The 24858-nt window shown below is 46.3% G+C and carries 16 protein-coding genes; 5 read left to right on the top strand and 11 right to left on the bottom strand.

The features are described from left to right. Positions 1 to 35 precede the first annotated feature (35 nt). Both QUB10_RS03150 and gloA2 read right to left on the bottom strand, forming a co-directional pair. Positions 36 to 1328 carry an endonuclease/exonuclease/phosphatase family protein gene (locus tag QUB10_RS03150; protein ID WP_333199475.1) on the bottom strand — a complete coding sequence of 431 codons (1293 nt, stop codon included), beginning with the start codon at positions 1326 to 1328 and terminating at the stop codon, positions 36 to 38. A gap of 118 nt (positions 1329 to 1446) precedes the next feature. Further along, positions 1447 to 1833: an SMU1112c/YaeR family gloxylase I-like metalloprotein gene (gene gloA2 / locus QUB10_RS03145; protein ID WP_333199473.1), complete on the bottom strand. Its 387-nt coding sequence runs from the start codon at positions 1831 to 1833 to the stop codon at positions 1447 to 1449. A gap of 309 nt (positions 1834 to 2142) precedes the next feature. On the opposite strand from gloA2, the gene ilvC reads away from it, so the two are divergent. Further along, the gene (ilvC, locus tag QUB10_RS03140; RefSeq protein ID WP_333199471.1) at positions 2143 to 3192 is read left to right on the top strand and encodes a ketol-acid reductoisomerase; all 1050 of its coding nucleotides are present in this window, start codon (positions 2143 to 2145) and stop codon (positions 3190 to 3192) included. Between the two features lie 265 nt (positions 3193 to 3457). Here ilvC and QUB10_RS03135 read toward each other — a convergent pair whose 3' ends face one another. The 5 genes from QUB10_RS03135 to QUB10_RS03115 form a co-directional block, all read right to left on the bottom strand. Next, entirely contained in the window at positions 3458 to 3682 is a 225-nt protein-coding gene (locus QUB10_RS03135; protein ID WP_333199469.1) for a hypothetical protein, read from the bottom strand. A gap of 428 nt (positions 3683 to 4110) precedes the next feature. After that, positions 4111 to 5769, bottom strand: coding sequence for an alpha/beta hydrolase (locus QUB10_RS03130; protein ID WP_333199467.1), 1659 nt, complete (start codon positions 5767 to 5769; stop codon positions 4111 to 4113). 375 nt (positions 5770 to 6144) lie between these two features. Then, complete coding sequence (locus QUB10_RS03125; protein WP_333199465.1) at positions 6145 to 8148, bottom strand: cation:proton antiporter domain-containing protein; 2004 nt, start codon at positions 8146 to 8148, stop codon at positions 6145 to 6147. Positions 8149 to 8865: 717 nt separating this feature from the next. Next, positions 8866 to 11622: an NHL repeat-containing protein gene (locus tag QUB10_RS03120; protein ID WP_333199463.1), complete on the bottom strand. Its 2757-nt coding sequence runs from the start codon at positions 11620 to 11622 to the stop codon at positions 8866 to 8868. Between the two features lie 301 nt (positions 11623 to 11923). Then, complete coding sequence (locus tag QUB10_RS03115) at positions 11924 to 13321, bottom strand: amidase (protein ID WP_333199461.1); 1398 nt, start codon at positions 13319 to 13321, stop codon at positions 11924 to 11926. A gap of 303 nt (positions 13322 to 13624) precedes the next feature. On the opposite strand from QUB10_RS03115, the gene QUB10_RS03110 reads away from it, so the two are divergent. Both QUB10_RS03110 and QUB10_RS03105 read left to right on the top strand, forming a co-directional pair. Beyond that, a complete protein-coding gene (locus tag QUB10_RS03110; RefSeq protein WP_333199459.1) occupies positions 13625 to 14893 on the top strand; it encodes a type IV pilus twitching motility protein PilT in 1269 nt (422 codons plus the stop codon). Between the two features lie 68 nt (positions 14894 to 14961). Next, on the top strand, positions 14962 to 15762 hold the full coding sequence (locus tag QUB10_RS03105) for a circadian clock KaiB family protein (protein WP_333199457.1): 801 nt from the start codon (positions 14962 to 14964) through the stop codon (positions 15760 to 15762). 467 nt (positions 15763 to 16229) lie between these two features. Here QUB10_RS03105 and QUB10_RS03100 read toward each other — a convergent pair whose 3' ends face one another. Beyond that, the gene (locus tag QUB10_RS03100) at positions 16230 to 17870 is read right to left on the bottom strand and encodes a thioredoxin-like domain-containing protein (protein ID WP_333199456.1); all 1641 of its coding nucleotides are present in this window, start codon (positions 17868 to 17870) and stop codon (positions 16230 to 16232) included. 295 nt (positions 17871 to 18165) lie between these two features. On the opposite strand from QUB10_RS03100, the gene QUB10_RS03095 reads away from it, so the two are divergent. Together QUB10_RS03095 and QUB10_RS03090 are read left to right on the top strand one after the other, a co-directional pair. After that, complete coding sequence (locus QUB10_RS03095) at positions 18166 to 18876, top strand: hypothetical protein (protein WP_333199454.1); 711 nt, start codon at positions 18166 to 18168, stop codon at positions 18874 to 18876. Then, positions 18876 to 19352, top strand: coding sequence for a DUF2726 domain-containing protein (locus QUB10_RS03090; RefSeq protein WP_333199451.1), 477 nt, complete (start codon positions 18876 to 18878; stop codon positions 19350 to 19352). The genes QUB10_RS03095 and QUB10_RS03090 overlap by 1 nt, the downstream gene beginning before the upstream one ends. 260 nt (positions 19353 to 19612) lie before the next feature. On the opposite strand, the gene rppB is transcribed toward QUB10_RS03090, so the two are convergent. The 3 genes from rppB to QUB10_RS03075 are packed head-to-tail and all read right to left on the bottom strand — an operon-like array spanning position 19613 to position 24805. Then, a complete protein-coding gene (gene rppB / locus QUB10_RS03085; protein ID WP_333199449.1) occupies positions 19613 to 20944 on the bottom strand; it encodes a two-component system sensor histidine kinase RppB in 1332 nt (443 codons plus the stop codon). 1 nt (position 20945) lies between these two features. Continuing rightward, entirely contained in the window at positions 20946 to 21659 is a 714-nt protein-coding gene (gene rppA, locus QUB10_RS03080) for a two-component system response regulator RppA (RefSeq protein WP_333199447.1), read from the bottom strand. After that, on the bottom strand, positions 21656 to 24805 hold the full coding sequence (locus QUB10_RS03075) for an efflux RND transporter permease subunit (RefSeq protein WP_333199445.1): 3150 nt from the start codon (positions 24803 to 24805) through the stop codon (positions 21656 to 21658). The genes rppA and QUB10_RS03075 overlap by 4 nt, the downstream gene beginning before the upstream one ends. Positions 24806 to 24858 lie beyond the last annotated feature (53 nt).

Genomic DNA, 24858 nt, shown 5'->3' with positions numbered 1-24858 from the left:
ATCGGAGTTCTAATCAGTCACTGCTTTAACTTCCTTCAAATGACCAAATCTGTAATTAACGGCAAATGATCCGAACCGACATTGCGGCCAGTACGAATCTTCAAAACACCAATTTCTTTGCTGACTAGAAAGTGATCGATCGGAATATAAGCCAGCGGCATAAAAGTCGGCCAAGTCGGTAAAATGCCAAAGCCCGATCGCGCATTTCGCAGGTTTGCGGTTTTTACCATATTTTTGTAGAATGGCGACCACATTGTGGTATTTAAATCTCCAACCACAATCAGCGGATTTTTTACTTGGGCTGCATACTCGCCGATGCCTGCTAGCTGTTGGTTGCGATTGATAAAACTCTCCTGTTTGACTGGCACAGTCGGATGAGCAAGAATCAGAGAAATGATTTTACCTTGAAATTTAACATCCGCCGACAAGCTCTTTCTTCGCTTTGAAAAGGCTTGAACCGAAGAATTTTCTAAAGGCAGCTTGCTGTATATTGCACTGCCAAATCTCTCAGATTCTTGCTGGGTAGAAGAGTAAGGAAAAATCTCGCTTAAAACTGATAACTGTTTTGCCCAAGATGAGTTGACTTCTACAAAAACCGCGATATCAGGTTGTTCTGCTTTAACCAGCGATATCACCTCAGAATATCGCCGATTAGCCCTTAAAACATTTGAATGCAAAATCCGCAAGTTGTGTCCGGGATTTGCTCCGGCAACTGCTGGCGCTGGAAAATACCAAGGAACAATTTCCGCCAAATTAATGATAATGCAAAATGCGCTCACCAGCAGCCATTTTTTTTTTGAGCGCACGAGAGCGAAGAATATAAAAGTAGAGAAACCAACCAGCAGATATTGTAGTTTAAAATGAGAACTCAATTCAAAAAAAATGTTGAATTCTCCCAAATAACCGACTATTGACAATACGGCATTTACAGTTGCTGCGATAATAAACCATTTTAAAATTATGTGCTTCAAGCTAAGGTTTTTGTTGGGATTGCTGTGCATCACCGCCCATTTCAGCTTAATTTTGAGGTCGTTGGTAATCGGCAATTTATCAATTTCTGTTACCAGTTGTTCTGGCTGTTCCAACACTCGCCGTTTTTGATAAAACCTCACCAGCAAGCTATCTACCACAAAATAACTAAAATAATTGGCAATAAATCCTACAAATACCAACACACCTAAACCGATCAGCATACCAAAGGAACCGCCGACTTTGACCAAACCCGACCAAACGGCTGCATCACCTGTTTTCCCTGTAGCTGCTATAGCTATAAATAGCATTAAAGCCGGCAATCCGAGCGTGATTGTGTTTCTGATGATAGAGTCCATTATACAATTTTAGATTTTAGATTTTAGATTTTAGATTGGGAATGAATCATGCAGTTTTTAGGGCAATGCACACCCCACCTATTGACTTAAGATCGACTTTACAAAATTGGGATACTCCTTAAATTTCATAGATTTCTAAGGGTAAGTTGTCGGGATCTCTGAAAAATGTAAACCGTTTTTGTGTAATCTCGTCAAGGCGAATGTTTTCTACTTCTACTTGTTGGGATTTTAAGTAAGCAACGGATGCTTCTATGTCCTCCACTGCAAAAGCTAAATGTCTCAAACCGCAAGCTTCAGGATTGTTAACTCTTTCAGGAGGATGGGTAAATGAGAAAAGCTCGATGGTGTCGCCGTTTCCGACTCGCAAATCTAGTTTGTAAGAATTCCTCTCGGTTCGGAAAGTTTCTTTGATAATGGAACATCCCAATACTTCTACATAGAATTTTTTCGACACTGCGTAATCCGAGCAAATAATCGCCACATGATGGATTGCTTTTATTTTCATCTGAATAAAGTTAGTTAGTTTTGTTTTTCTGATATGCTGCACCATTCTCAATAAGCTTTTTATGAACAGGCTGGACGGCCTGTTCCACAAAAAAATTTACTCTTTGTGGAACAGGCCGTCCAGCCTGTTCTTGAGAATCGTGCAAGATGTGAGGTTTTTTCAAATGCACAGCACGCTATTGACAATTATATTTGACGATCGCAGACTCCGCCACCAACCCCGCTAAATTCAGCGCGAGATCCCTTTATTTTCCCCCGCTCAAATCTTAATAAAAAAAATTCTGTAAAAAAAGTACCCTACCTTGATAAAATGAGAGTTTTGCAGTCAATCACCCAATTTGCATCTCAGGAGACAAGCACTATGGCCCGTATGTATTACGACACCGACGCGAACCTAGACCTCTTAGCCAACAAAACGGTGGCTATCATCGGTTACGGTTCCCAAGGACACGCCCACGCGCTTAACCTCAAAGACAGTGGCATGAATGTCGTTGTCGGTTTGTATCCCGGTAGCAAATCTGCCGCCAAAGCAACCGACGCGGGTTTAACAGTTCACCCGGTAGACAAAGCAGCCGCCGCCGCTGACTTCATCATGATTTTATTGCCTGATGAAGTTCAAAAAACTATTTACAAAGAACAAATCGAACCGAACCTTTCTGAAGGAAATGTTTTAGCATTTGCTCACGGTTTTAACATTCACTTCGGCCAAGTTGTTCCCCCTGCCAATGTAGACGTAGTAATGGTTGCCCCCAAAGGCCCAGGACACTTGGTGCGACGGACTTACGAACAAGGGGAAGGTGTTCCGAGTTTGTTTGCAGTATATCAAGATGCTTCCGGTCAAGCGCGCGATCGGGCAATGGCCTATGCTAAAGGTATCGGCGGCACCAGAGCCGGCATCCTGGAAACCACTTTCCGCGAAGAAACAGAAACGGATCTTTTTGGCGAACAAGTAGTTTTGTGCGGCGGTTTGAGCGCCTTAATTAAAGCTGGATTTGAAACTTTAGTTGACGCCGGATACCAACCGGAATTAGCTTATTTTGAATGTTTGCACGAAGTTAAACTTATCGTTGACTTAATAGTAGAAGGAGGCCTCGCCAAAATGCGCGACAGCATCTCCAATACCGCAGAATACGGCGATTTAACTCGCGGCCCCCGCATCGTCACGGATCAAACCCGCGCCGAAATGCGTAAAATTCTCAGCGAAATTCAATCCGGCCAATTTGCCCGCGAATTCGTTCTCGAAAACCAAGCCGGCAAACCGGGCTTTACCTCCATGCGCCGTCAGGAAGCAGAACATCCTATTGAAGAAGTTGGTAAAGATTTGCGAGCTATGTTTAGCTGGTTGAAAAAGCACGCCTAATCAATTTTAGATTTTAGATTTTAGATGGGAAGACCAATCTAAAACAGTCCTGGAGGCATAACCTCTATCTGTAGGGTGTGCATTGCACACCTTACTGCTTTGAGGAAAATCTAAAATCTCAAGTTTAATCGATTTGAGATTGGAGGAAAAATCTCAAATCTACAATCTCAAATCGTCTTGTTTGGCTGTGCTTCGCTTAACCCAACCTACAAGAAAATGGCTAGGTATTATTAGAGAAACCGGGTTTCTCGCTGGTAGCTCAAAACTATCGACTGGGACTAGGACTTTTTTCCAAGTTTTCAATCTCCTTCTCCCTTTGCTTGTTTGAATCTTTCGGCTTCACCCACGAAGGCCACAACCCGACGAAGAACTTTCGACTTGCTACGCTAGTATCTCTTACAGGTTTGGGGAGAAAAGTTAAAGTGTCACCGTAAAGGGTAAACAGGGCTACAAACAGCAGCAATAGCGGGATAATATTTTTTTTAGGCATCGCAGTTTGGGAGTAGAGTTTGTGAAAGCGGTTGCTTATATTTTGCCCTTGCACGGACAAAAAATATCAGAAATAGCTTAAGAAGAAAAATAGACCTCAGCAATCTCGGACGCGGCCGTGCCGTTTCCCTACCCCAAAATCATCAATCTTCTTCGATGAAAGATGTAACCATCGCCCGATTAATTGTAGGAAAACGGCACGGCCCGGTGTCCTGACTGTGGGTAATATCAATTCCGATGTCACCGGATTTGATATTATATCATGTCCGATCGATTGACCATAATATCCCCGCAGGGGCGGGTTTTTGAGATTGTCAATTATTGGCAGATATTGTTGGTGAACCCGCCCCTACCTAATTTCGGGTAATTGACCGGAGATCATATTAGTTAATGACTAATGACTAATGACTAATCACTAATCACTAATCACTACTTATTCCCTTGAATAAAAGTTTGCACTACTGTATGAATTTCCGGGGAAATTTCTGTTACGAGCCGCACCGGGATTGCCGCTGTGGAAGCTAATTGCGCGTATTCGGGCGTAAGAAAAACTGCATATTTGTCAGCTTCTGCTGTCAGTTGAGCGACCGTGGCTAAACTTATAGCTTTAATATAATTGCGTATGCTAACAGCTTGGTCGCCGACAACTTCATCGCCGCTAATTACTGTGTTAGGTCTGCGAACTTGGTTTAAAGTTGTACTCGGATCTTTGACGCTTAAGTGCGTTCCTCCTACAAAACCAACTAGCCATTTAGGAGATGGAATTTTCGGAAAGCCGGCAATTTGTTCTGCTAAGGCGGGAGTTGTTTTGTCCGCAGAAGATGCTACTATTAAGGTGGGAATCTTAATTTTACTTAAGCCCGTTTCTCCAAATAATAATGATGCGATCGGATTCATGGCGATCGCCCTTTTAATCCTCCCATCCCGCAATTGATACCGTTCTTCGGGCAATCCGGCCGCCGCGCACTGAATGCCTTCGCCTAAGCTGAACCCAATCAAACCCCCCTGACACCTTTGTTTGAGTCCGCTCAATTGCAGTTCGGCGCCGGCCACGGACAAGGCTGTAGCCCCGCCAAAGGAATAACCAATTATTACCGATCGGTCGATCGCAATTTTCCCCTGCAAGTTATCATCAGTTTGGTTCAATTTTGTCAGTTCGTCGAGTACAAAACTGATATCTTTGGGACGGTCTAAAAACTCTTGAGGAGCTAGCAACGGACACTTCCCCGCCATCGCAGCATTGGTGTTCGTCTCGTTGCTTCCCGGATGTTCTAAAGCTGCTACCACATAGCCGTGAGACGCCAAATGCTCGGCTAAGTAGCGCAAATCCGTGCGGACGGAACCCAAGCCGTGAGAAAAGACGATCGTCGGTTTGTCTGCTGTCGCAGCTCTCGACCAATACACATCAACCGGAATAGGTCGATTGCGGGCGCTATCGTTCAAATCTAGCGCCCGTACCTGCACGACATTAGGGCCGGGCTGGGTTGGATCGAAAGGCAGCTTAAACGCGGGTTTAACCGCTGCTAACTGAGGTGCGATCGCCGCCATAAAGCGCTGAGTTTGCCAAAAACTTACGTTCATATTTCCCAAAACTGCGAAAGCTCGATCGAGATCCACCACGACCCGCGAGCTCGGATAAGATTCAATGAAACTCAATATCGATAAGCCTTCCGGCGCCTTTGCTCCCTGCACCAGAGCGGCTCGCAGCGCTTCCACACCCCCACCGTCGCGCCTGGGTATGACAGTAGTCAAATCCGTCAGGATGCCAGTGCCGATCCCCGTATTTAGCAAGTTGCTCAGGCCGACTACATTAAGGGGAATTTTCGCTTGCAGCGCCCGAAAAATTTTACTCCGCTGTTCGTCAGACAAGAGATTGGCATAAGCTTGCAGTTTTGCCGGGACTTTTCCTGTTTCTGCGAGTTCGCGCAAATCCGCAACCGATATTGACGATTCTAAAATACCTTTGCGGATAACAACCGTTTCTGCCGCTTTTACAGAGGATGTCGCATCGCTGAAAGTGCCGATCGAAATCGAACCCAAAACACTCGCCACTGAAGAAAACCATCTGAAATTTGGTCTGATGCTCATTTTTACCTTATTGAACTAGAGGGGGTATATCACCATATTCTCAAAATTCTCCCAGATAGCGAGAAATTGTCCTAGATGCCGAGAAATTGCCTGCATCGGAGTGCGATCGAAATTAGTTTGGAAAAGTGCGATCGTCCGGGCTTTAGGCGGGTTGTTTTTGAATGATTAAACCGCAGAGGGCGCAGAGGGCGCAGAGGAAGAGAAGAGAGAGATAAATAGTGTCGGTACCCACGGATTTGATATTAACGTGCAGCCCGAAAAGTACAAACTTCGGGAGTTAGTTATCTCATGGACGGTTGCATCGGATGGATTAGGATTAAATCTTAACAGCAGATCAATGCAGATTTATAACATCATCTGCGGTTCAAATATTCCTCAAGATACAGGAAAATAAACAACAAGCATCGAAATGTTTTGGTGAGTCCGGGCGATCGCTTCCGGTTCTTTGAGAGTTCCTGGTTTGTCCCACATATTCTGTTGCTGAGAAATTGTTGTTAAAATCAGCAAATCGTGTTCTAACAAATTCTGCGAAACTAGCTTGATAAAATTTCCCCGCACCCGATTTACTGGTATCTCAGAGAGAATTTCCACCTCCGCCCCACTTTGGTTGCTTTGTTCCCGTTTTGTCGCCACCAACAACACTTGCAAACTCGCCTTAAGTTCCTCGGCTAAACTCTTAGCAATACCCACGGTTTCCTGAAATCCAAACCGAGTCAACTCGCTGTCAGTTATCGCCAAAATAACTCTGGCTGTATTCTGGATAGGATCTGGAAATCGAGCAATCAGTACGGGTACGGGCGATCGCCTTACCACATTGTCAATTATGCTGCCAAAAAAATTGTCGCGAGTCGTGGAAAATCCCTTCCAACCACAAACTATTAAACTAGCCTCACGTTCGGTTGCACTCCGCAGAATTCCGCGATCGATCGCATCATCTATCCTCGCGATCGGTTCAACCGCACAAGCAGCAGCATTGGCCACAGTTTCCGCAGCCGTCAAAAGTTGAGTTTGCTGCATTTTATCTGCGGGCGAAATTGCTTCGCCGCGATCGGACAAAATATGCAGCGGCAGCAAAGTTCCGTGAGATGTTTTTGCTAAAATCAAAGCCAAACGCAGCAAATTATCTTCCGTATTCGGATTAGCAACAGGCACTAAAACTCGGTCTCCCCAAGAATGCTTTCCCGAAGTAGCAGCCGGCAAACTCGACCCCGGCTGCTGCATTTGTTGACCCCACCGAGATACAATCCAAGGAGAAGCGACACAAGTTACTAAAATCATGGCAATGATGCCGTTCACCGTTACGCGATCGACCAATTTAATCTCAAAAGCAACCGTAATCGCCGCCAAAGTAGAAGCAGCTTGAGCAACAGAAAGACCGAACATTACCATAATGCTGGGAAACTCAAAACGAAATAATTTCCCCGGTATCCAAGCTGCCAAAAACTTGCTCACCACCTCAGCTAAAATCATCACCGCCGCCACCAACAAAGACTGCGGCTGCTTTACCAAAATTAGCGGGTCAATTAACATCCCCACAGAAATCAGAAAAAACGGCACAAACAACGTATTGCCAATAAACTCAATCCGATTCATCAGGGGACTCATTTTGGGAATAATTTGAGTAATTGCAATTCCCGATAAAAATGCACCAATAATTGCCTCAATTTCAATTAGTTCTGCTGCGTAAGAAACTAGAAAGAGGGTTGCCAATACAAATATAAATTCTGCATTTTCGTCGTGCCCAAATTTCTTAAAGAACCAGCGACCGATTTTGGGAACTCCCCACAAAGTACCAAAAGTGTAGATAGCAAGAGATGGAATTAGAAACAGCCAAAAATCGAGAGTGAGATTTCCTTTGAAAGCTTTGACAACAATGGCCAGCACCAACAATCCCAACACATTCGTAATTAAAGTCCCGCCCAAAGTCGCAGTAATAGTCTGAGTTCGCATCAATCCCAATTTTGTGAGAATTGGCAGCGCTAAAAGGGTGTGCGTAGCAAAACAAGAAGCGACTAAAATTGCAGCCAGCCAGCTATATCCCAACAGCAGCATCGCTGCTGTCCCCAATATCATCGGTAGCGAAAAAGTAGCCAACCCAAATATGACAGCTTTGTCCGCATTGAGTTTGAGGTCATCGAGGCTAGTTTCCAGTCCCGCTAGGAACATCAAAAACAGCAATCCTACAGTACCTAACAAAACAATAGTAGCGTCCCGTTGCAGCAAATTGAGACCGTTGGGCCCGACGATTACGCCAGCAATAATTAAACCGACTATTCCCGGTAGTCGCAAGCGCTCAAATAACAGCGGCGCGAGTAGCATGATTGCTAAAAGAACTAGAAAAACGGGAACGGGAGCGGTAATCGGGCCGGAAGTTAACATAAATTTCACCCTAAATATTGGCAGCGAACTGCTACCATATTTAAAAGGAAATAATCAAAATATCTATCAATCTAAAGAGGTATTATCAATAAATTACAGCGTAATTCTTAATAAGTAGGACTGGGCGGGAGAAACCCGGTTTTTTGGTAAAATATGGGTTTGATGACTAGAAATGGGGTGCATCACGAACTCCGATAAAAAAACTATCTTTTTCAGTCCCGGAGGCACAAAAACCCGGTTATACCAATTTAATGTGAAGTTGCACATATCTCGATCCCCTAAATCCCCCTGATTGTTGGGGAGTAGGGGTTGACTTTGAGAAGAATCTTGTCCCCCCCTCCCGCGGGGGGCGCCAGGGTGATCGGATTCTATGCAACCTCATAAAAAATTGGTATTAAGAGTCAAAATAACAGGTTGTGAGCGATCGACGTTAACGCCAAAACCGGGTTTTTGTGCCTATTTGCGTCCACCACTATTTAGGTATCAAATGCAGGGGAGACAGGCATATATTCCCCAGATGGAGCTTGGCAAACTCGGTCTAATTCAGAAACCCGGTTTCTTTAAAAAACCGGGTTTTTCACCACAACAGACGGTTTAAATGGGTTAGTCTTGGACGCGAAAAAACCGGGTTTCTACGCAACATACTTAACCGTACCCTTACGGTAGCTAAGTATGTATTTATTGTCAAGATTTGTCCATCTAATTTTCAATGATAGGCTAAGCGAGCGACACAATACTAGCTCGCTCGTAAGGCAATCTGTTTGTCGGCAAAACCTCCAGATTAATTTGCAACGAATCCAAAGCCGGATTTTCGGCTAGCAGCTTTTGCGTCAAACTCTTATTAAGAATTTCCCAGAAATCTGTTTCATTGGGATAATTAGTCAAGAAACTATCGATGCTTTTGTAAATCGGCACAAAGTCTGGATACTCATCCTGCGTAATTCCTGGTTTGTACTGATATTTGACATCCATATTGAGGTTATTCAAACCCTGGTGATCGATCGAGTAATTAGGAATCTTGAAATCCCATGCTTCACCTAATTTACCATCTTGAGTGCGAGTAACGGTACTGCTGCGTTCGTAAGGCAATCGGTTCGTCGGTAAAACATCCAAATTAACCGTCACCGACGAAAGTGCCGGATTGTCAGCAAGCACTTTTTCGGTCAGATTTTTGTTAACAATTTCCCAAAAATCAGTTTCGTTCGGGTAGTTAACTAAAAGATTGTCAATGCTCTTGTAAATCGGCACAAAATCAGGATACTCAGAATTTTGAATCCCGTCTTTGTACTGATAATTTACATCAATATTCAGGTTGTTTAACCCTTGATGATTAATTGGGTAATTTGCCAATGTAAAATTCCATTTCTGCGTCAGTTGAGCATCGGACGGAAAGAAAGAAATTCCTATTGGACGCTGTAGCTTGCTGTCGGGAGGGACAAAAATAGAACTGTTACTCGATCCAGGATTCCCCGATATTGGCAGCGGTTCGTCAGTCTTGCCATTATACCGCAAAACAGCGCCGGCACCGTTAGCATTAGCGCGGTTGTCAAAGCCAACTGCAAACAAATTGCCGATCGGCGAAAAGGCCAAACTACCTACATAATTGCTACTGGGGGAAGTATCAGTATAATTGGTAGATAAAACCTTGACCAATTCCCCACTTCTTAAATTGTAGCGCCTGATATCGTTAGCAAAATCGCTGACATAAAGGTCGCCGTCAGCGGGCCCGATTGCCAGTCCCAAAAGACTTGTAAATCCCTGACTCCGAGGCGAAGGATCGGGCGAAGCAAAGATACTTGACTGCCGGGTTTGGGGGTTGTAACGCAGCACCTGACTGGGGAAACCTGCGCTATAATCTGCTTTACCATTGCGAGCAACACTCCCCTGCGTTGTCACATACAAATTGCCGTCAGGAGCAAACAGTAAACCGTTCGGGCCATTCAATCCTCCCGCTTGCTGATTTCCCGAAGCAAATACATCAATAAACTGTCCTGTTTGGCCGTTATATCGCAGAATTTGGTCACTCAAAAAACTGCTGACATAAAAATTACCGTCAGGGCCAAAAGCTAAACCGTAAGGGCGAAACAATCCGCCAGTTTCATCGACCGCCGTGTTCGGATTATCGCCGACAAACTTGTCAATAAATGCGCCAGTAATTCCGTCATACCGCAATACCGCAGATGCTGTCGGTTCTCCCGAATTTCCGGGCTTGTCGCCGCTAGTAACGTAAATGTCCGACTTATCATCGCCATTGCCATCTGGCCCAAAAACGATCGTATCTGGATTGGACAAACCGCCGCTTCCCGGTGGAATAAATTCGCCTAGAAAATTGCCGGTATTGCCGTCAAACCGAAGTACATTATTTCCCCGGCTATTGCCAACTAGGAAAGTTCCTTGAGGATTGCTGGGTTGAGTGCGAGTAACTTTGCTGGTGCGGTTGTAGGGCAAGGTTTGGCTTGGCAGAACGTTGAAATCTATCTTGATTGCCGCCAATGCAGGATTTTCGTTGAGGATATTTTGAGTCAAGTTTTTATTGACAATTTCCCAAAAATCAGTTTCGTTCGGATATGTGGTTAAAAAGTTATCAATGCTCTTGTAGATTGGCACGAAATCGGGATATTCATTGGGAGCGATTCCCGGCTTGTACTGGTAATCTATATCGAGATTGAGCTTGTTCAATCCTTGGTGATTTATTGCGTAGTCTTTGACTGAAAAATTCCAATCTTCTGTGATTTTGCCCGATTGACTGCGGAAAACTGTACTGGCGCGATCGTAGGGCAATATCTCCGTTGGCAAAACTTCCAGTTGAATCGTAACATCTGTCAGTACCGGATTTTCAGTAAGCACCTTTTCTGTCAAATTTTTGTTTAGAATTTCCCAAAAATCAGTTTCGTTCGGGTAGTTGACTAGGAAATTATCAATACTTTGGTAAATGGGAACAAAATCTGGATATTCGTTCGGGGTAATTCCCGGTTTTAACCCGTAACCAACTTTGAGGTTGAGGGTGTTTAAACCTTGGTGTTCGATGGTGTAATCTTTAAAATTGAAAGCCCAGTTTTCATCAGGAAATAGGGAAGAAGTTTGGGATAGGGAGAGTTCACCAACAGGTAAAGCCATCCCTGTCAGTTCGTCTATCTCACCTTGAGTGGAGGTAGCGGTCTGGGATTTTAGACTACTATCAACTTTAATATTGTCGCTTCCTGACGATTGGAGACCGAAGTCGGTTAATGTCTCAAAAAGACCGTTAGCGAAGCCCTCGTAGAGGATCGCACTACCAGTCGCAGCCGCCGCCCAATCTGGTTTTTGAGTCAAATCGTAGCTGGTATCAAATAAAATATTGGTATCGCCGACGGCACTTTGGCTGATCCGATTTAAGCGATCGAACTTACTGAATAAGTCTAGTATTTCCGCTGAAACACCCGCAACATTTCCCGGAATCGGATTTTCTGGAAACCGTCCTGCTGTGTTAAACATAAGCTATTTTTTTAGATACACCCGCCATCGGGAATTAATTTGAAAGAATTATACCCTCTTTTCCAAACAAGTCAAGTACATTAAGAAGTGTTTTATATTTTTTTATTACCCAAATTAAACCTGAAATTTGTCCCCTTTCTCAATCCTATCGTTTGCCGTTGCATCAATATTGTTCAAATGTCAAACAGTCAACAGTCAATAAAAATTTATGCGAAAAACCCGATTTCTAGTTCCCCGCACACAAATCCTGATTTGGCATACCCCTAAAACAGGGAAACGTGCTTTTATCCCTTGCTATTCCCTATTTAAAATCTAAAACCGGGAAAGGTTTCGCCGCTTCCATCTGCGCCGCTAAAGCAATTAAAGTTGCTTCCGCCGCCGGCCGCCCGATAATTTGAATTCCCACGGGCAAACCGTTGTTATCTAAAAGGGCAGGAAGTGCGATCGCAGGCAAACCGCTAGCATTAAACGGCGGACAAGGAGCTACCCAATTAATAATGCGCTGCAAAGTTTCTTCAAAACTCAAATCCGCCCACTCCCCAACCCGGATTGGCGAGTGCATATAAGTCGGCAAAACTAACACATCAAATTTTTCAAAGAATCCCACAATCCGCCGTGAAATAACCTGCATTTGATTCACCGCCCGTAAATATTCCCCAGCCGAAATAGTTCTTTCTAACAGCCAGCGATTCATCGGTTCCAAAGCAGGGCCTGGAATGCCGCTTGCCGCCGCCCCAGACTGCCAAATTGCGATAAACGGTTCGATTAAACCCGTAAAATCAGGGCATCCCGGTTCGACATCGTGACCCAAATCAGTCAGTAACTTAACGGTTTCGAGTACCGCTTGCTGACAGATAGCCGAAGCCTCGCCCACAGGGGAAATACTGGTAGAAAAAGCAATTCGTAGCTTGCCTAACTCTTGAGTGGAAGCCTCTAAAAACGTCGGATTTGAATCGGGTAGCCAGTACGGATCGCCTGTTGTGTAGCCTGACATCACGTCCAAAAGTGCGGCGGCGTCAGCTACAGTGCGCGCCAGTGGCCCGTTGGCCGAAATGCCGCTGAGGTAATCTCCGACAGGTGCCCAGGAAACTCGCCCCCGCGACGGTTTAATGCCCACTAAACCGCAGCAGGAAGCTGGGCCTCGAATCGAACCGCCGCCGTCTGAACCTTGGGCGATCGCACACAAACCCGCTGCTACAGCGGCCGCTGAGCCTCCGCTGGAACCTCCGGGCGTATACTCTAAATTCCAGGGATTGCGCGCCCGCAGGAAACCTGGGGGTTCGGTGTAAGGTAATGAGCCAATTTGAGAGGTGGCTGTTTTTCCCAGAATGTTAAATCCTGCTGCTTTGATCCGCCATACTACTGACTCGTCGTAGGCAGAGATGTTACCCAGCAAAGCCTGAGTGCCGTAAGTACACGGAACGCCGGTAACTGGTGTCAAGTCTTTAATCGCAATGGGCACTCCGAAAAAAGGTGGCAATTCCTGTGGCTTGTTTAACCCAGCTAGTTGTTCGGTTTGAGATTTAGCTAGGGCGATCGCCCGCTCGGCCGTTACTGTAAAATAACTGCCCAGCTCAGGGTTTAATCGCTCAATGCGTTCCAAGTACAGATTTACAATTTCTAAAGGCGACACTTCCAGGGTGCGGATCGACTCCGCCAACTCCAGAGCTGGAGTAAAAGCCCGATCGACAGAATTCATCCCTTTAACTCCTTAATATTTTGTAAAGTATCAATTTATACTGCTTTGCTGCGGAAAACTTTTTTCATTAAAAAAAATTATCCAAAAATGTGGAGAATCCATATTCGGGCGTATCGAGAGCGATCGCATCCTCCAATTGGCAGAATATTTCCTTATTAGTGCAGCACTACGACCCCCTCTTAGGATAGACTGAGAACAACAGTTAAGCTTTTGTGCAAGAGACGCACAATGGCGATCGGCATTGTTCAACTCCCACAAATCATCTGTTCGAGTCAGCCTTCTCACCAACTTAAGGTAGCGCATATGACACAACAGCATCCGCCAGCTCCTCGCCCGCCCGTACCCGGAGCCCCCCCACCGCCCGGAATGCCCCGCCCTCCAGCTCCCGGGATGCCCCCCAGAGCAGCAGGAATGCCACCAGCACCGCCGCCCGCACCAGCACCAGCAGCGCCACCCGCACCAGCGCCGCAATCCTTCGCCACACCTAAAAGCCCGATATCTAGCAGCGGCGGAGCTCCGACTTTGAAAGAGCTAGTCATGCGAGCCAAAGAAGAAGGAGTATCCGACCTTCACCTCGGAGTAAACGAAGTTCCCCGCTTCCGCAAGCGGGGCGAGATTGCCGACATCGGCTATCCACCGACGGATTTAGATACGTTTTTTGGCTGGTTGCGGGAGTGCATGAGCGATGAAGAAATTGAAATTTTCCAAAAAACCCTAGACTTTGACGGCGCTTTCGACTTCGGGTTCGTCCGGATTCGGATCAGTTGCATGGACTCCTTGGCCGGCCCGGCAATGGTGCTGCGGTTAATTCCTGCCAAAATCTTGACAATGGAGGAATTGAAACTGCCGGAGGTATTTAGGAAAATATGTGGCTACCACAAAGGGCTGATTTTGGTGACAGGCCCGACAGGTTCGGGTAAGTCTACCACGTTGGCCGCGATGATCGACTACATCAATAAGAATAAAGCCTACAATATCATCACGATCGAAGACCCGGTAGAATTCGTACACGAAAGCAAAAAATCCTTGATTAAGCACCGGGAAGTCGGCAGGCACACCCTCAAGTTTATGAGCGCTCTCAAAGGCGCTCTGCGACAAGACCCGGATATGCTGCTAGTAGGAGAAATTCGGGACAGAGAGACGGTGGAAATCGCCCTCAAAGCCTCTCAAACCGGTCACTTAGTTGCAGGAACCCTGCACACCAACAGTGCGGTTAAGACCCTGAACCGGATTCTTGATATGTTCGGGGCGGAAGAACAGGATGCCATACGGGTTTCAATTTCCGAATCCCTAGTGGCGATTATTGCTCAACTGCTGTGCAAAACCACAGACGGAAAGCGGGCTGCTTTCCACGACGTTATGATCAATACCGACGTGGTTAAGGAATACATTCTGAAGGGCCAGAATGAGGAAATTAATCAAATCATGATCAAAGATACTTATGAAGGCATGACGACGATGAATAAGTCGCTCTACGGCCTTTATCAAGAAGGTCGGATTACTGAAGAACTTTGTGTAGAGAACTCGCCGTTCCCGAACGAAATGGCTCAGATGCTCCGAGGTCGAGTCTAAAGGTCGAGTGTTAACAGTTAGCAGTTAAAAGTTAACTGTTAACTGTTAACTTTTATTGGTGTACTGAATTGAAAGTCGATCGCCCGATTTTGCCAGAATTTTTCAAAGGCATTGCGCTGTTTACGCCAGGGGGAGACTTAATCTATTGCATAGACCCCCACAAGCAAACTCGCTGGCATTTGCAGTTGTGCGTAGCTCTACAGGAGATCCTCGGTTTGTCGGAACCGCCGCATTTTCTGATACCTTGCTACACGGCAACCGTTGACTCCTGGCTCGATCCAGGCGATAGGCAGGTGCGGGTTGCTGCGGAGGCTTACCCCCCCGTGCTGCGACATCAAACGCTGCTGAACGCCATTTTTGGGACTGGCGACTTAGTGTGGCATCCCCGCAGCGAAGAAATGTGCGAACCGATGGCAATCGCTACTTATCACGAACAATTCCCCGAACTTTGGGAAAATCACGACTTAGTTGTACAGTATGCCAGCTCCGAAGCTCGATCGGACTGGAACAGTTCGATAGTAACTCCCTTGGGCTTTCCGCCATCGCAGCAGACTCGGCTTCCCAAACCAACAGCACTCACCCCACCGCCACAAACTCAAGGGTACGTTTTGCGTCTGTTTGTTTCCGGCAGCAACCCCAGCACCGAACGCACCCTCGAAACTTTACACCAGTTCTTAGAGAAATGCCTCGATCGTCCCTACACTTTAAAAGTAATTGATGTTTTGAAACATCCAGACCAAGCTGAGGCAGATCAGATTTCAGCAACTCCTACTTTGATTAAAATCTGGCCGAAACCCGTGCGACGAATTGTCGGCGAATTGAACGATAATGAAAAAATAGTGCGGCTGCTGAGCTATGCGGAATTTTAGATTGGGGCGAGGATATTTGCCATTATTTAATAGGGGCGATCGCGGTTTTAGTAGCGATAGAATTCACAACATTTATTCATTCATTCCTGCACCCAAAAAGTGGTTTGGCTTTCTACTTAGGAGCGCGAATTAAATAACTTACAATTTTAATTGTTATTGTGGGATGGGCGTCCCGCCCGTCCAAAAAGGACGGGCGGGACGCCCATCCCACTTTCAAGAGTGGAAGTTATTTAATTTTCATTCCTTATATCGGTTAGGTGTTCTTTGGCCGTACACCCTAAATATATAGGTTCTCCATCCAGGAGTGAATTGCGGGTGAGGCACTGCACTCACCGCGAATAATTAGGTTAACTTACTTGGCTTGAAAATTGTGGTAAGGTGCGCCGAAGAGCACCCTACTTTACCACAATCAATCGGGCAATCAGGAGAATTGAAAACCCTGGCTAATAGGAAAAAGGTCGATCGACTTAATCAGGAAGACAAACATCCGGGGCGCACAAACTGGGGAAATCCAAAGTTGTGACTTCCAGCGTATCCAACTCAACTCTCCGAATTACATGATTGTTCGTATCAGCAACAAACAAATGAGGCCCGATCGCACTCAACCCTGAAGGTTCAAAAAATCGAGCCTTGAGACCTTTAGCATCAACCAAACCTGCTGTACCATCTCCAATCATTGTTCTGCACGTACCGCCCCGGTGGTCGATCCGCTTAATTTTGTGATTGTAAGTATCAGCCACCCAGAGGTAATTTTGAGCGTATTCAACACCCAAACAGTGCTGTAACCTGACCTCATCAGCGCGACCATCTTTATCCCCAAAACCAAACAATTCACCGCTACCGCAAACAGTCCGCACCTTCGGGTCTTCATCTATACCCACAGCACGAATCGAACTAATTTCGCTGTCGGCAACAAACAACTCCGATCGATCCGTAGACAGGCCACTGGGCTGAGAAAAAGCAGATTCTGCAAGATTCCCGTCAACACAGGATTCTCGGCCAATACCTGCATAAGTGCCGATCGTGCCAGTGTCTAACTGCATTTCCCAAATTTGGTGGGAACCCGCCATTGCAATAAAAAGTCTATTTCCAACTCTTTCTAAATCCCAAGGCGAATTCAATTGCGTTTCTAAACCCTTGCCGCTGCGGGGTGAAATTTCGTGACTTTGTTCGCCCGTACCAGCAACAGTTTCCACCCGTTGAGTCGTAAAATCAATCTTTCTGAGAGCATGATTTTCCGTATCAGCAACATATAGAATTTGACTTTCTGCATCAAAAGCCATACCTTGAGGTGCATAAAACTCAGCCTCTTCAAAGTCCCCATCAGCTAAACCCGGTTTGCCACTACCGATGACGTGCAGCACCTCACCTTCGAGGGTGCTGACAACAATCCTATTGTGACCGGAATCGGCAATAAATAAGCAAGAACCGACTAAGTTTTGTATAACTGAATTAGCAGGCCCTGGCAATACAGTTTCATCTACAGATTCATTTTCCTGACTCATTTCGCCCAAAAGCGCAACCTGTTGGTGAAGATGTTTTGCCTCCGTTGCAGCGATCGCAAATGCCAGCACTTTACCGGGAAAAGCCAGCGGTGTTGATACAGGTTTGCGCTGTTTTTCTAAGGTAAAACGCAGTTGTTTAAAGTTAAGTGCATTTTTGTCTTTGTATTCAGCAATTAACTTGCCAACTAACTCGTCAAGTGCTTCTCTATTGCCTTCGCCCGAAACAAAGCCGACGACATAACTTTCAGGATCGATCACCATTAAAGTCGGCCAAGCGCGAACCGCGTAGCTTTGCCAAACTTTCATGCCGCTGTCAACGATTACAGGATGTTCGATATCGTAGCGGAGGATAGCTTGGCGGATGTTTTCTACTTCTTTTTCGTTTTCAAATTTAGCCGAGTGAACGCCGATAACCGTGAGGGAATCTTTATATTTTTGTTCGAGGTATTTTAAGTCGGGCAGGACGTGCAAGCAGTTGATGCAGCAGTACGTCCAGAAGTCGAGGAGGACGACGCGCCCTTTGAGAGATTCAATGGATAAAGGTTTCTCGGTATTTAGCCAGGGGTAGTTTCCGGGGAATTCTGGTGCTCTGACGCGAGGCATGGCATCTCCTGGGTAGGATGTGAATGATTTTTTTACTTCTTTAATTTAGCGGGAAGTTTGGCAGGATGGGAAGAAAGCTGATTAAACCAGGGTTTTTGGACATAGGCAAGATGCGAGTGCGACAAGAGGGGGGCGAGGGGGGCGATCGGGCTTCATTGTCCTTGTTGCGTATAAATACTCAAAAAATTCCTCTTGACCTAATATCTAAAAAAATTATCAAAGGTACTTGACATTTCAGGATGACAAGCTTAAGCTATATCTAGGAACTTTAGCTAAGGTTATGAGAAATCACCCAATGTCCAAAACTATCTATGATGTCATCCAGCGTTTTGAGGTAGAAAAAGGCGTACCCCGCCTGATTTCAACCAATATTCAAGTGATTGAAGGTGGCGAAGATTTGATGTCTTTAGCTGCAAATTTACTCAAGCAACTGGGCTTCTATGACAAGTTTGACGAAAAGCGCACATCTCAATATATAGGGTACAGACTTAAAAACCCGAGGAAAGGAGATAAGCGCTATCAACTTGTTTTAGCTCAGCGGAAAGAGGGTTTATGTATTTCCATTCCCCAAGACAGATTAGAACCATATCTCCTCAACATGAAGTCTCATGTAGTCATCCAAGAACAAGTGGTTAGAGGTGAAAATCTAAAAGCAAGTTATTGGATATTACCTAGTAAAAGAGAGCAGTTTTTGAATTCCATAAAAGGAGAATATTGGCATCTTTTTGAGGAATTTGAAATAGGGGTCAAGAGGGAAATCAAAGGAGATGTTTACCTAAATTCTTATAAAGATTACGAAAACTCATATACAAATTGGGTAGAAGTTTTTCCCAGCGAGATACTGGATGAATTTCAAGCAGATACTTTGAGCAATGACCCCCAATCTTATCTAATAATTAATCCCGATAAACTGTTTCCCTACGCATGGCAAGTATCTATCAATTCAAGTGAAGTTCTAGAAGAGTTCCTTAGTTACTTTGCAAAAATTCTCATGGAGGTACAATAATGTCTGTAAAAGCTAAAAAACTTGTCAACCCTTACGAAGCAAGAATGCTTGAGTTCCTTCACACCTGTGTAGGCAACAACTATAAAATTCATACACAGGTGAGCTTATCCCAAATGTGCGAACAAGTTAGCAACCTTGACTGGGAACTAAAAAAGTTTTTATTTAGCAGTGCTGTGGATGCTCTAATCACAGACTTGAACTACAATCCTTGCCTAGTAGTAGAGTTTCAGTCTCAATACCACGATAGCCCAGAAGCGAAAGAGCGCGATCGCAAAAAAGCTACTTTACTTGAGTTTGCCAAAGTTCCCTTAATTTACTCGCGGGTAAAAGACTGGGGTTTGTTATATCTCTCTTCTCAAGAGGAGGAAGTAGTTTACAATTTATACACAGGACAAAACCGGGAAAATGCCCAAGCACTAATCACACAATATTGCAGGGAATCAGTCGCGCATCAAGTCCCGGCTGTAGCTTGGTAACTAGGAATAGTTAGGTTATTTATGTCCGAAAATACCAAGCTAATTAATATATGGCTTCGGGGTGGAGTCACCAACAATACACTCTTCTTGCTTCTCCAAAATTTTATCTTTACTTTTCCCTGCGGTTATTTTCCCAAATAACCAATACTCCGTTAATTTTGGTCTGGTCGATCGCACTTACGATCGAGTTAACCCACAGATTGATATTCTGCGGTTCCCCTTGCAAAGGCAATCTTGACGCGATCGCAGTAAGATTGTTCTCATTTGAGTGGTAGACGGATTGTAAATGTACTGCCTTTTCCTAACTCACTCTGGACTTGAATGCTGCCTTGATGAGCCACTGCGATCGCAGCCGCAATCGATAGCCCTAATCCTGCCCCACCTGTAGCTCTAGAGCGATCGCTCTGCACTCGGTAGAAACGATCGAAAATTCGCGTTTGCTCGGCTGGGTTGATACCAACACCTGTATCTTGAACTTGAATTATGGCTTCCTTGTCGGTGCAATCGAGGATGGCAAGGATTAGCCCTCCTGGGGGAGTGTAGTTAATAGCGTTGGTAATTAAGTTCGTCACCATCCCGTAAAGTTGGGCTTCATCCCCAAGAATTACAACGGCTCGCGAAGCACGAATTTCTAACTTCAATTCCACCGAAGCCACCATTGCTAAACCTGCAAGTTCTTCTACTAAATCGCCGATCAGATAGTTGAAACAGCAATGCTGCAATTGAGTCGGAATCTGTTGTTGCTCAAGTCTACAAATAAACAATAAATCTTTCACTAACCTAGAAAGGCGGATGTTTTGTCGTTCGATAATATCGAGGTTTTGACTAACCTCCGGTAAATCTTCAGCCAGACGAGTATCCTCAACAGTAGCCTGAATGACAGCCAGAGGCGTTCGCAATTCATGAGCGGCATCGGAGGTGAATTGTTGCATCTGGCGATAGGACTGATAAATTGGTCGCATCGCTAATCCAGATAACCACCAACTCGCTCCTCCCACTAGCAGCATGACCAAGGGTAAGCCTAAAAAGAGCAACAATCGCAAGGTGTTAAGATAGGCATCCCATTCTTTGAGCGATCGTCCAATTTGCATATAACCCCAAGGCAAACCGCTGTTTGTTCTGAGTAATAGAGAAATTTGATAAAAGCGATCGCCATTAGAAAGATGCAGAATTTGCCAAAACTCTTTTGGTGCAAAGTTTTCTAATACATCCGGCTGCTCTCCAACCTTTGCTAATATTTCCCCAGATTGGTCTAAAAAGCGGAGATAATATCCCTCCTGCTGAAACACCCTAGCAGTATGTCGCGCCCCGTCATTGCCTGAAGAGTAACAGTTTTCATTCCACAGACACAAACCGGGCAAAATAGTTTTCAAGCTGGATGAAAGCTGTCCCGGTTGTTGTAATTGTGGTTCGATAGTGTCATGCAGCGTTCCGGCTAAGGACTGTAGTTTTTGCTGGAGAATGTATCGCTGCGTGTGAAACACAACCTGATAGACTGCAACACCGCATATACCTAACAACAACCCCAGGACGATCGCATACCAACCCGCAAGTTGCCAGCGCGTGCGGTTAAATAGCTTGTTGGAGTGCATATTACTTGCTCAAGCGATACCCGAATCCATGAACCGTTTCAATCATCCCGTCGCAGCCATAATCTGCCAGCTTGCGGCGCAACAGACGAATTCTAGCAGCAACTACATTGCTCATCGGGTCAGTATCAACATCCCACAAACGAGTCAAAAGTCGATCGCGCGTGAGGATTTGGTTCGGATGCTGCATGAAATATTCCAGTAACCGAAACTCATTAGCCGTCAGAGGAATCACCGTTAGCTGTCCTTCGTCATCGGTAGTAAAGATGATGGATTTAGTATAGTCAAGCCGCAATCGCCCCACCTCTAGTTGGGCAGGATTGAAATAGGGCGACTGTTCTGGAGACAAACTCCGTCCTCGTCGCTGGAGTGCCCGCAACCGAGCTAACAATTCTGCTTTAATAAACGGTTTCATCAGATAGTCATCAGCACCCGCATCTAGCCCTGCCACCATATCCTCTGTTCGATCTTTTGCCGTCAACATCAAAACGGGTAATGGATTATTCTGCTGGCGCAAGCGTTGGCATAGTTCGACGCCAGAGATTTCCGGCAGCAACCAGTCAAAAATGGCAACCGTGTACTCGATCCATTGGTCTTCCAGATAGTTCCAAGCAGTTGTGCCATCTTGCACCCAATCCACTAGGTACTTTTCTCGGCTCAAGGTGCGTTGCACGATGGCACCCAAATCGGGTTCGTCTTCCGCCAGCAGAATTCTCATTCGATCGCTACCTCATCCCCTTTCGTTGGTGGCTGCTCCACGTTGTAGTTTCTCAGATCGGGCACTTTCATCACCCGTTTAGGCATTAGAAACTTGCCAAATCGAGCATACAATGCAGGTAGAACCAGTAGGGTGAGAGCAGTTGAGGTAAAGAGTCCGCCGAGGACGACGATCGCTAGCGGCTGCAACAATTCCTTACCAGCCCCACCGCTTAAAACCAGGGGAATCATCCCTAATGCCGAGGTGAGTGCTGTCATCAAAATTGCCAGCAACCGTTCCGTCGAACCTTCCACAATGACCTTGGGAAGCGGCATTCCTTGCGCCAGTTTGGTGTTGTAGTTGTCTACAAGCAGCAATCCATTTCGCGTCGCTACGCCAAACAGGGTAACAAAGCCCACCATTGACGGAACTGAGATAACGCCGCCCGTCAGCAGGACTGAGATAACACCGCCAACCAGGGCTAATGGTAAGTTGATCATAACCATCAGCATGGCAGGAACGGATTTCACCGTGAAGTACATCAATACGGCGATCGCTAGCACTGCTAATATTCCGAAAATTAGGAAGTTTTGAGCAGCCCGTTGTTCCGACTCATACTGTCCGCCGTACTGAATATAGTAGCCCTGGGGCAGTTGCACTGATTGCTTAACCTTGGAGCGAATGTCACCGACGACCGAAGCAACATCGCGTCCCTGTACGTTGGCTGACACTACAATTAAACGTGAGACATTTTCCCGGTTAATCGTGTTCGGGCCATTGCCAAAGTCAACCTTTGCCACTTGCGAAAGCGGGATGATTTGACCTGTTGGGGTATTAACTTGGAGGTTGCGAATCGTGTTGAGATTGCGACGGGCTGATTCGTTGACCCAAACCAACACATCGACCAACTGTTGACCATCCGGCACCTGACCCACCACGCGACCATTCAGGGCTGTTTCCGTGAAATCGGACAATTGGGCGATCGTCAATCCATAGCGGGCGGCTGCATCTCGGTTAAATTGAATTTGTACTTGACGGATCGGTATTTGGGGCTCAAGCTGAAGGTCTACCAATCCCTTCACGCCTTTCATTGTCGTTTCGATTTGTTCTCCAATGCGCCGTAGTTCTTGTAAATCGTTGCCGAATACTTTAATGGCGATCGCACTTCTCACCCCCGACAACACTTCATCCATCCGGTGACTGATAAATCCACCGACATTGCCGGCAACTCCCGGAAACTGACCCAATACTTCGCGCAAAGCTTGGATTGCCGCAGGACGGTTTTGCATCGCTGCTTCACTCAGTTCCACGTCCAAGTGTGCCAAGTTCACCGATGCCGCATCCGGATCGCCCGGAGCACGCCCCGATCGCAGTTGTACTGATTCAAACCGGGGGTCATCCTTAAGGGCGGTTTGAATCGCTAAGCCAACGCGATTGGTTGATTCCAATGACGAACCCGGATAAAGGGCGATCGCATTCATCAGCGATCGTTCCTGGAACGTTGGCAGAAAATCCCGTCCTAACGTCGGCACAATCAACATTGCCGCTACCATTGAGGCTGTGGCCAATCCTACAATTAAGGTAGAGCGACGCATCGCCATTCGCAGCAACGGATCGTAAAGTTGTTTAGACCACCGGGCTAGGAAGGGTTCTGTCGTCTGCATCCGGCTGTGCGGTAACAGAATGGCACACAATGCAGGCGAGATAATCAGCGATTCCAGGCTGGAGATGACAACCACCACTAGGTAGGCAATGCCCATCGGGGTGAAGATCCGCCCCTCTACCCCAGAGAGTGTGAAAATCGGTGAAAAGACAATAATCCCAATTAACGTCGCTCCAATCAGCGACTCGCGCACCTCCTGAGAACCCTCAAAAATAATCTCCATTGCTGGCTTGGGATTGGGCGAGAGGCGATTTTCCCGTAAGCGGCGGTCGGTATTTTCGCAGTAGACGATCGCATCATCCACTGCTGTCCCGATCGCCACTACCAATCCGCCGAGGGTCATGGTGTTGAGTTCCAGTCCGATCCAGGAACACACTAACAGCGAGAACAGTAGCGAGAGAAAGAAATCCAGCAAACAGATGGTGAGGGTGCGCCAGTTCATCAGAAAGGGAATCAGGATGGCTGCGACAATCAAACTGCCTTCGATCAAGGCCGATCGCACATTACCAACCGAGGCATCAATGTAGGCATCTTGCCGGAAAGTGACATTCGCCTTTACATCCTTGGGTAAACCTGGTTTAATTTCCTCCATCGCCTCGATGATGGCTTGCGTGACGGTGGGACTATCCACCAAAGGTTGCTTGTTGACCATCACGACCACAGCCCGTTTAGTATTCCAACTGGCATCGCCTCGCTGGAGTGCAGCCCCAATCTTCACCTCTGCCACATCCCGCAGTAGAATGGGTTTTCCCTCCTGCACCTTGACCACAGCTTTTTGCAAATCTGCGATCGTCTGGATTTGTCCCTCTCCCCGAATGACCAATTCGCGATCGGGGTCAATCAACAATCCACCGGCAGTTTTGGCATTTGCCTCGTTTGCCGCCTTGACGACTTCCTGTAGCGAAACCTTCAACGCTTTGAGTTTTTCAGGATTCGCAATCACCTGAAACTGCTGCAAATCTCCGCCGTAAACCAGCACTTGCGATACGCCTGGAACTGCCAACAACCGATTGTTGACTTTGCCATCCACCAAACGTCGCACTTCCATGATCGATGTAGTGTCAGACGTGAACGCATATTGAATCACCGTCCCAATGGGGGGAGCTAAGGGCGATATCTGCGGTGTACCTATGCCTTCTGGAAGTCGGTCTTGCGCGTCCTGCAAGCGCTCTGCCACGAGTTGACGAGCTTGATAGGGGTCAGTACCCCATTTAAACACCACCCGCAATACAGAAATTCCTACGGCTGAGGAGGTACGGACGACTTCAACTCCTGGTGTTCCGTTTACCGCACTTTCTAGCGGTAACGTCACCAAGGATTCCACTGCTTCCGGCGCAAGACCGGGGGCTTCTGTCTGTACTTCTACTTGAGGGGGCGCAAAGTTGGGCAACACGTCGAGGGGCATTCGACTTACAGTATGTGTACTCCAGATGGTTAGGGCGATCGCCCCGATCACCACTAACCATCGTTGAGCAATAGACCATTTGGGGATGACGTTTAACATAAAAATGAAATTTGGATAGCATTAGGCAAGTTTTTAGGAGACGGAGTAAATAT

Source organism: Microcoleus sp. B5-D4, from assembly GCF_036705145.1.
Classification (GTDB): Bacteria; Cyanobacteriota; Cyanobacteriia; order Cyanobacteriales; family Microcoleaceae; genus Microcoleus.
This window is presented reverse-complemented; position numbering and strand designations above follow the sequence as displayed.

Bases quoted from the DNA above. Each gene is read 5' to 3' on its own strand.
- QUB10_RS03120 (WP_333199463.1), bottom strand. From the start codon at position 11,622: ATGTTTAACACAGCAGGACGGTTTCCAGAAAATCCGATTCCGGGAAAT.
- QUB10_RS03130 (WP_333199467.1), bottom strand. From the start codon at position 5,769: ATGAGCATCAGACCAAATTTCAGATGGTTTTCTTCAGTGGCGAGTGTT.
- QUB10_RS03075 (WP_333199445.1), bottom strand. From the start codon at position 24,805: ATGTTAAACGTCATCCCCAAATGGTCTATTGCTCAACGATGGTTAGTG.
- QUB10_RS03115 (WP_333199461.1), bottom strand. From the start codon at position 13,321: ATGAATTCTGTCGATCGGGCTTTTACTCCAGCTCTGGAGTTGGCGGAG.
- QUB10_RS03095 (WP_333199454.1), top strand. From the start codon at position 18,166: ATGTCCAAAACTATCTATGATGTCATCCAGCGTTTTGAGGTAGAAAAA.
- ilvC (WP_333199471.1), top strand. From the start codon at position 2,143: ATGAGAGTTTTGCAGTCAATCACCCAATTTGCATCTCAGGAGACAAGC.
- rppB (WP_333199449.1), bottom strand. From the start codon at position 20,944: ATGCACTCCAACAAGCTATTTAACCGCACGCGCTGGCAACTTGCGGGT.
- QUB10_RS03125 (WP_333199465.1), bottom strand. From the start codon at position 8,148: ATGTTAACTTCCGGCCCGATTACCGCTCCCGTTCCCGTTTTTCTAGTT.
- gloA2 (WP_333199473.1), bottom strand. From the start codon at position 1,833: ATGAAAATAAAAGCAATCCATCATGTGGCGATTATTTGCTCGGATTAC.
- QUB10_RS03150 (WP_333199475.1), bottom strand. From the start codon at position 1,328: ATGGACTCTATCATCAGAAACACAATCACGCTCGGATTGCCGGCTTTA.
- QUB10_RS03135 (WP_333199469.1), bottom strand. From the start codon at position 3,682: ATGCCTAAAAAAAATATTATCCCGCTATTGCTGCTGTTTGTAGCCCTG.
- QUB10_RS03090 (WP_333199451.1), top strand. From the start codon at position 18,876: ATGTCTGTAAAAGCTAAAAAACTTGTCAACCCTTACGAAGCAAGAATG.
- QUB10_RS03100 (WP_333199456.1), bottom strand. From the start codon at position 17,870: ATGCCTCGCGTCAGAGCACCAGAATTCCCCGGAAACTACCCCTGGCTA.
- QUB10_RS03110 (WP_333199459.1), top strand. From the start codon at position 13,625: ATGACACAACAGCATCCGCCAGCTCCTCGCCCGCCCGTACCCGGAGCC.
- rppA (WP_333199447.1), bottom strand. From the start codon at position 21,659: ATGAGAATTCTGCTGGCGGAAGACGAACCCGATTTGGGTGCCATCGTG.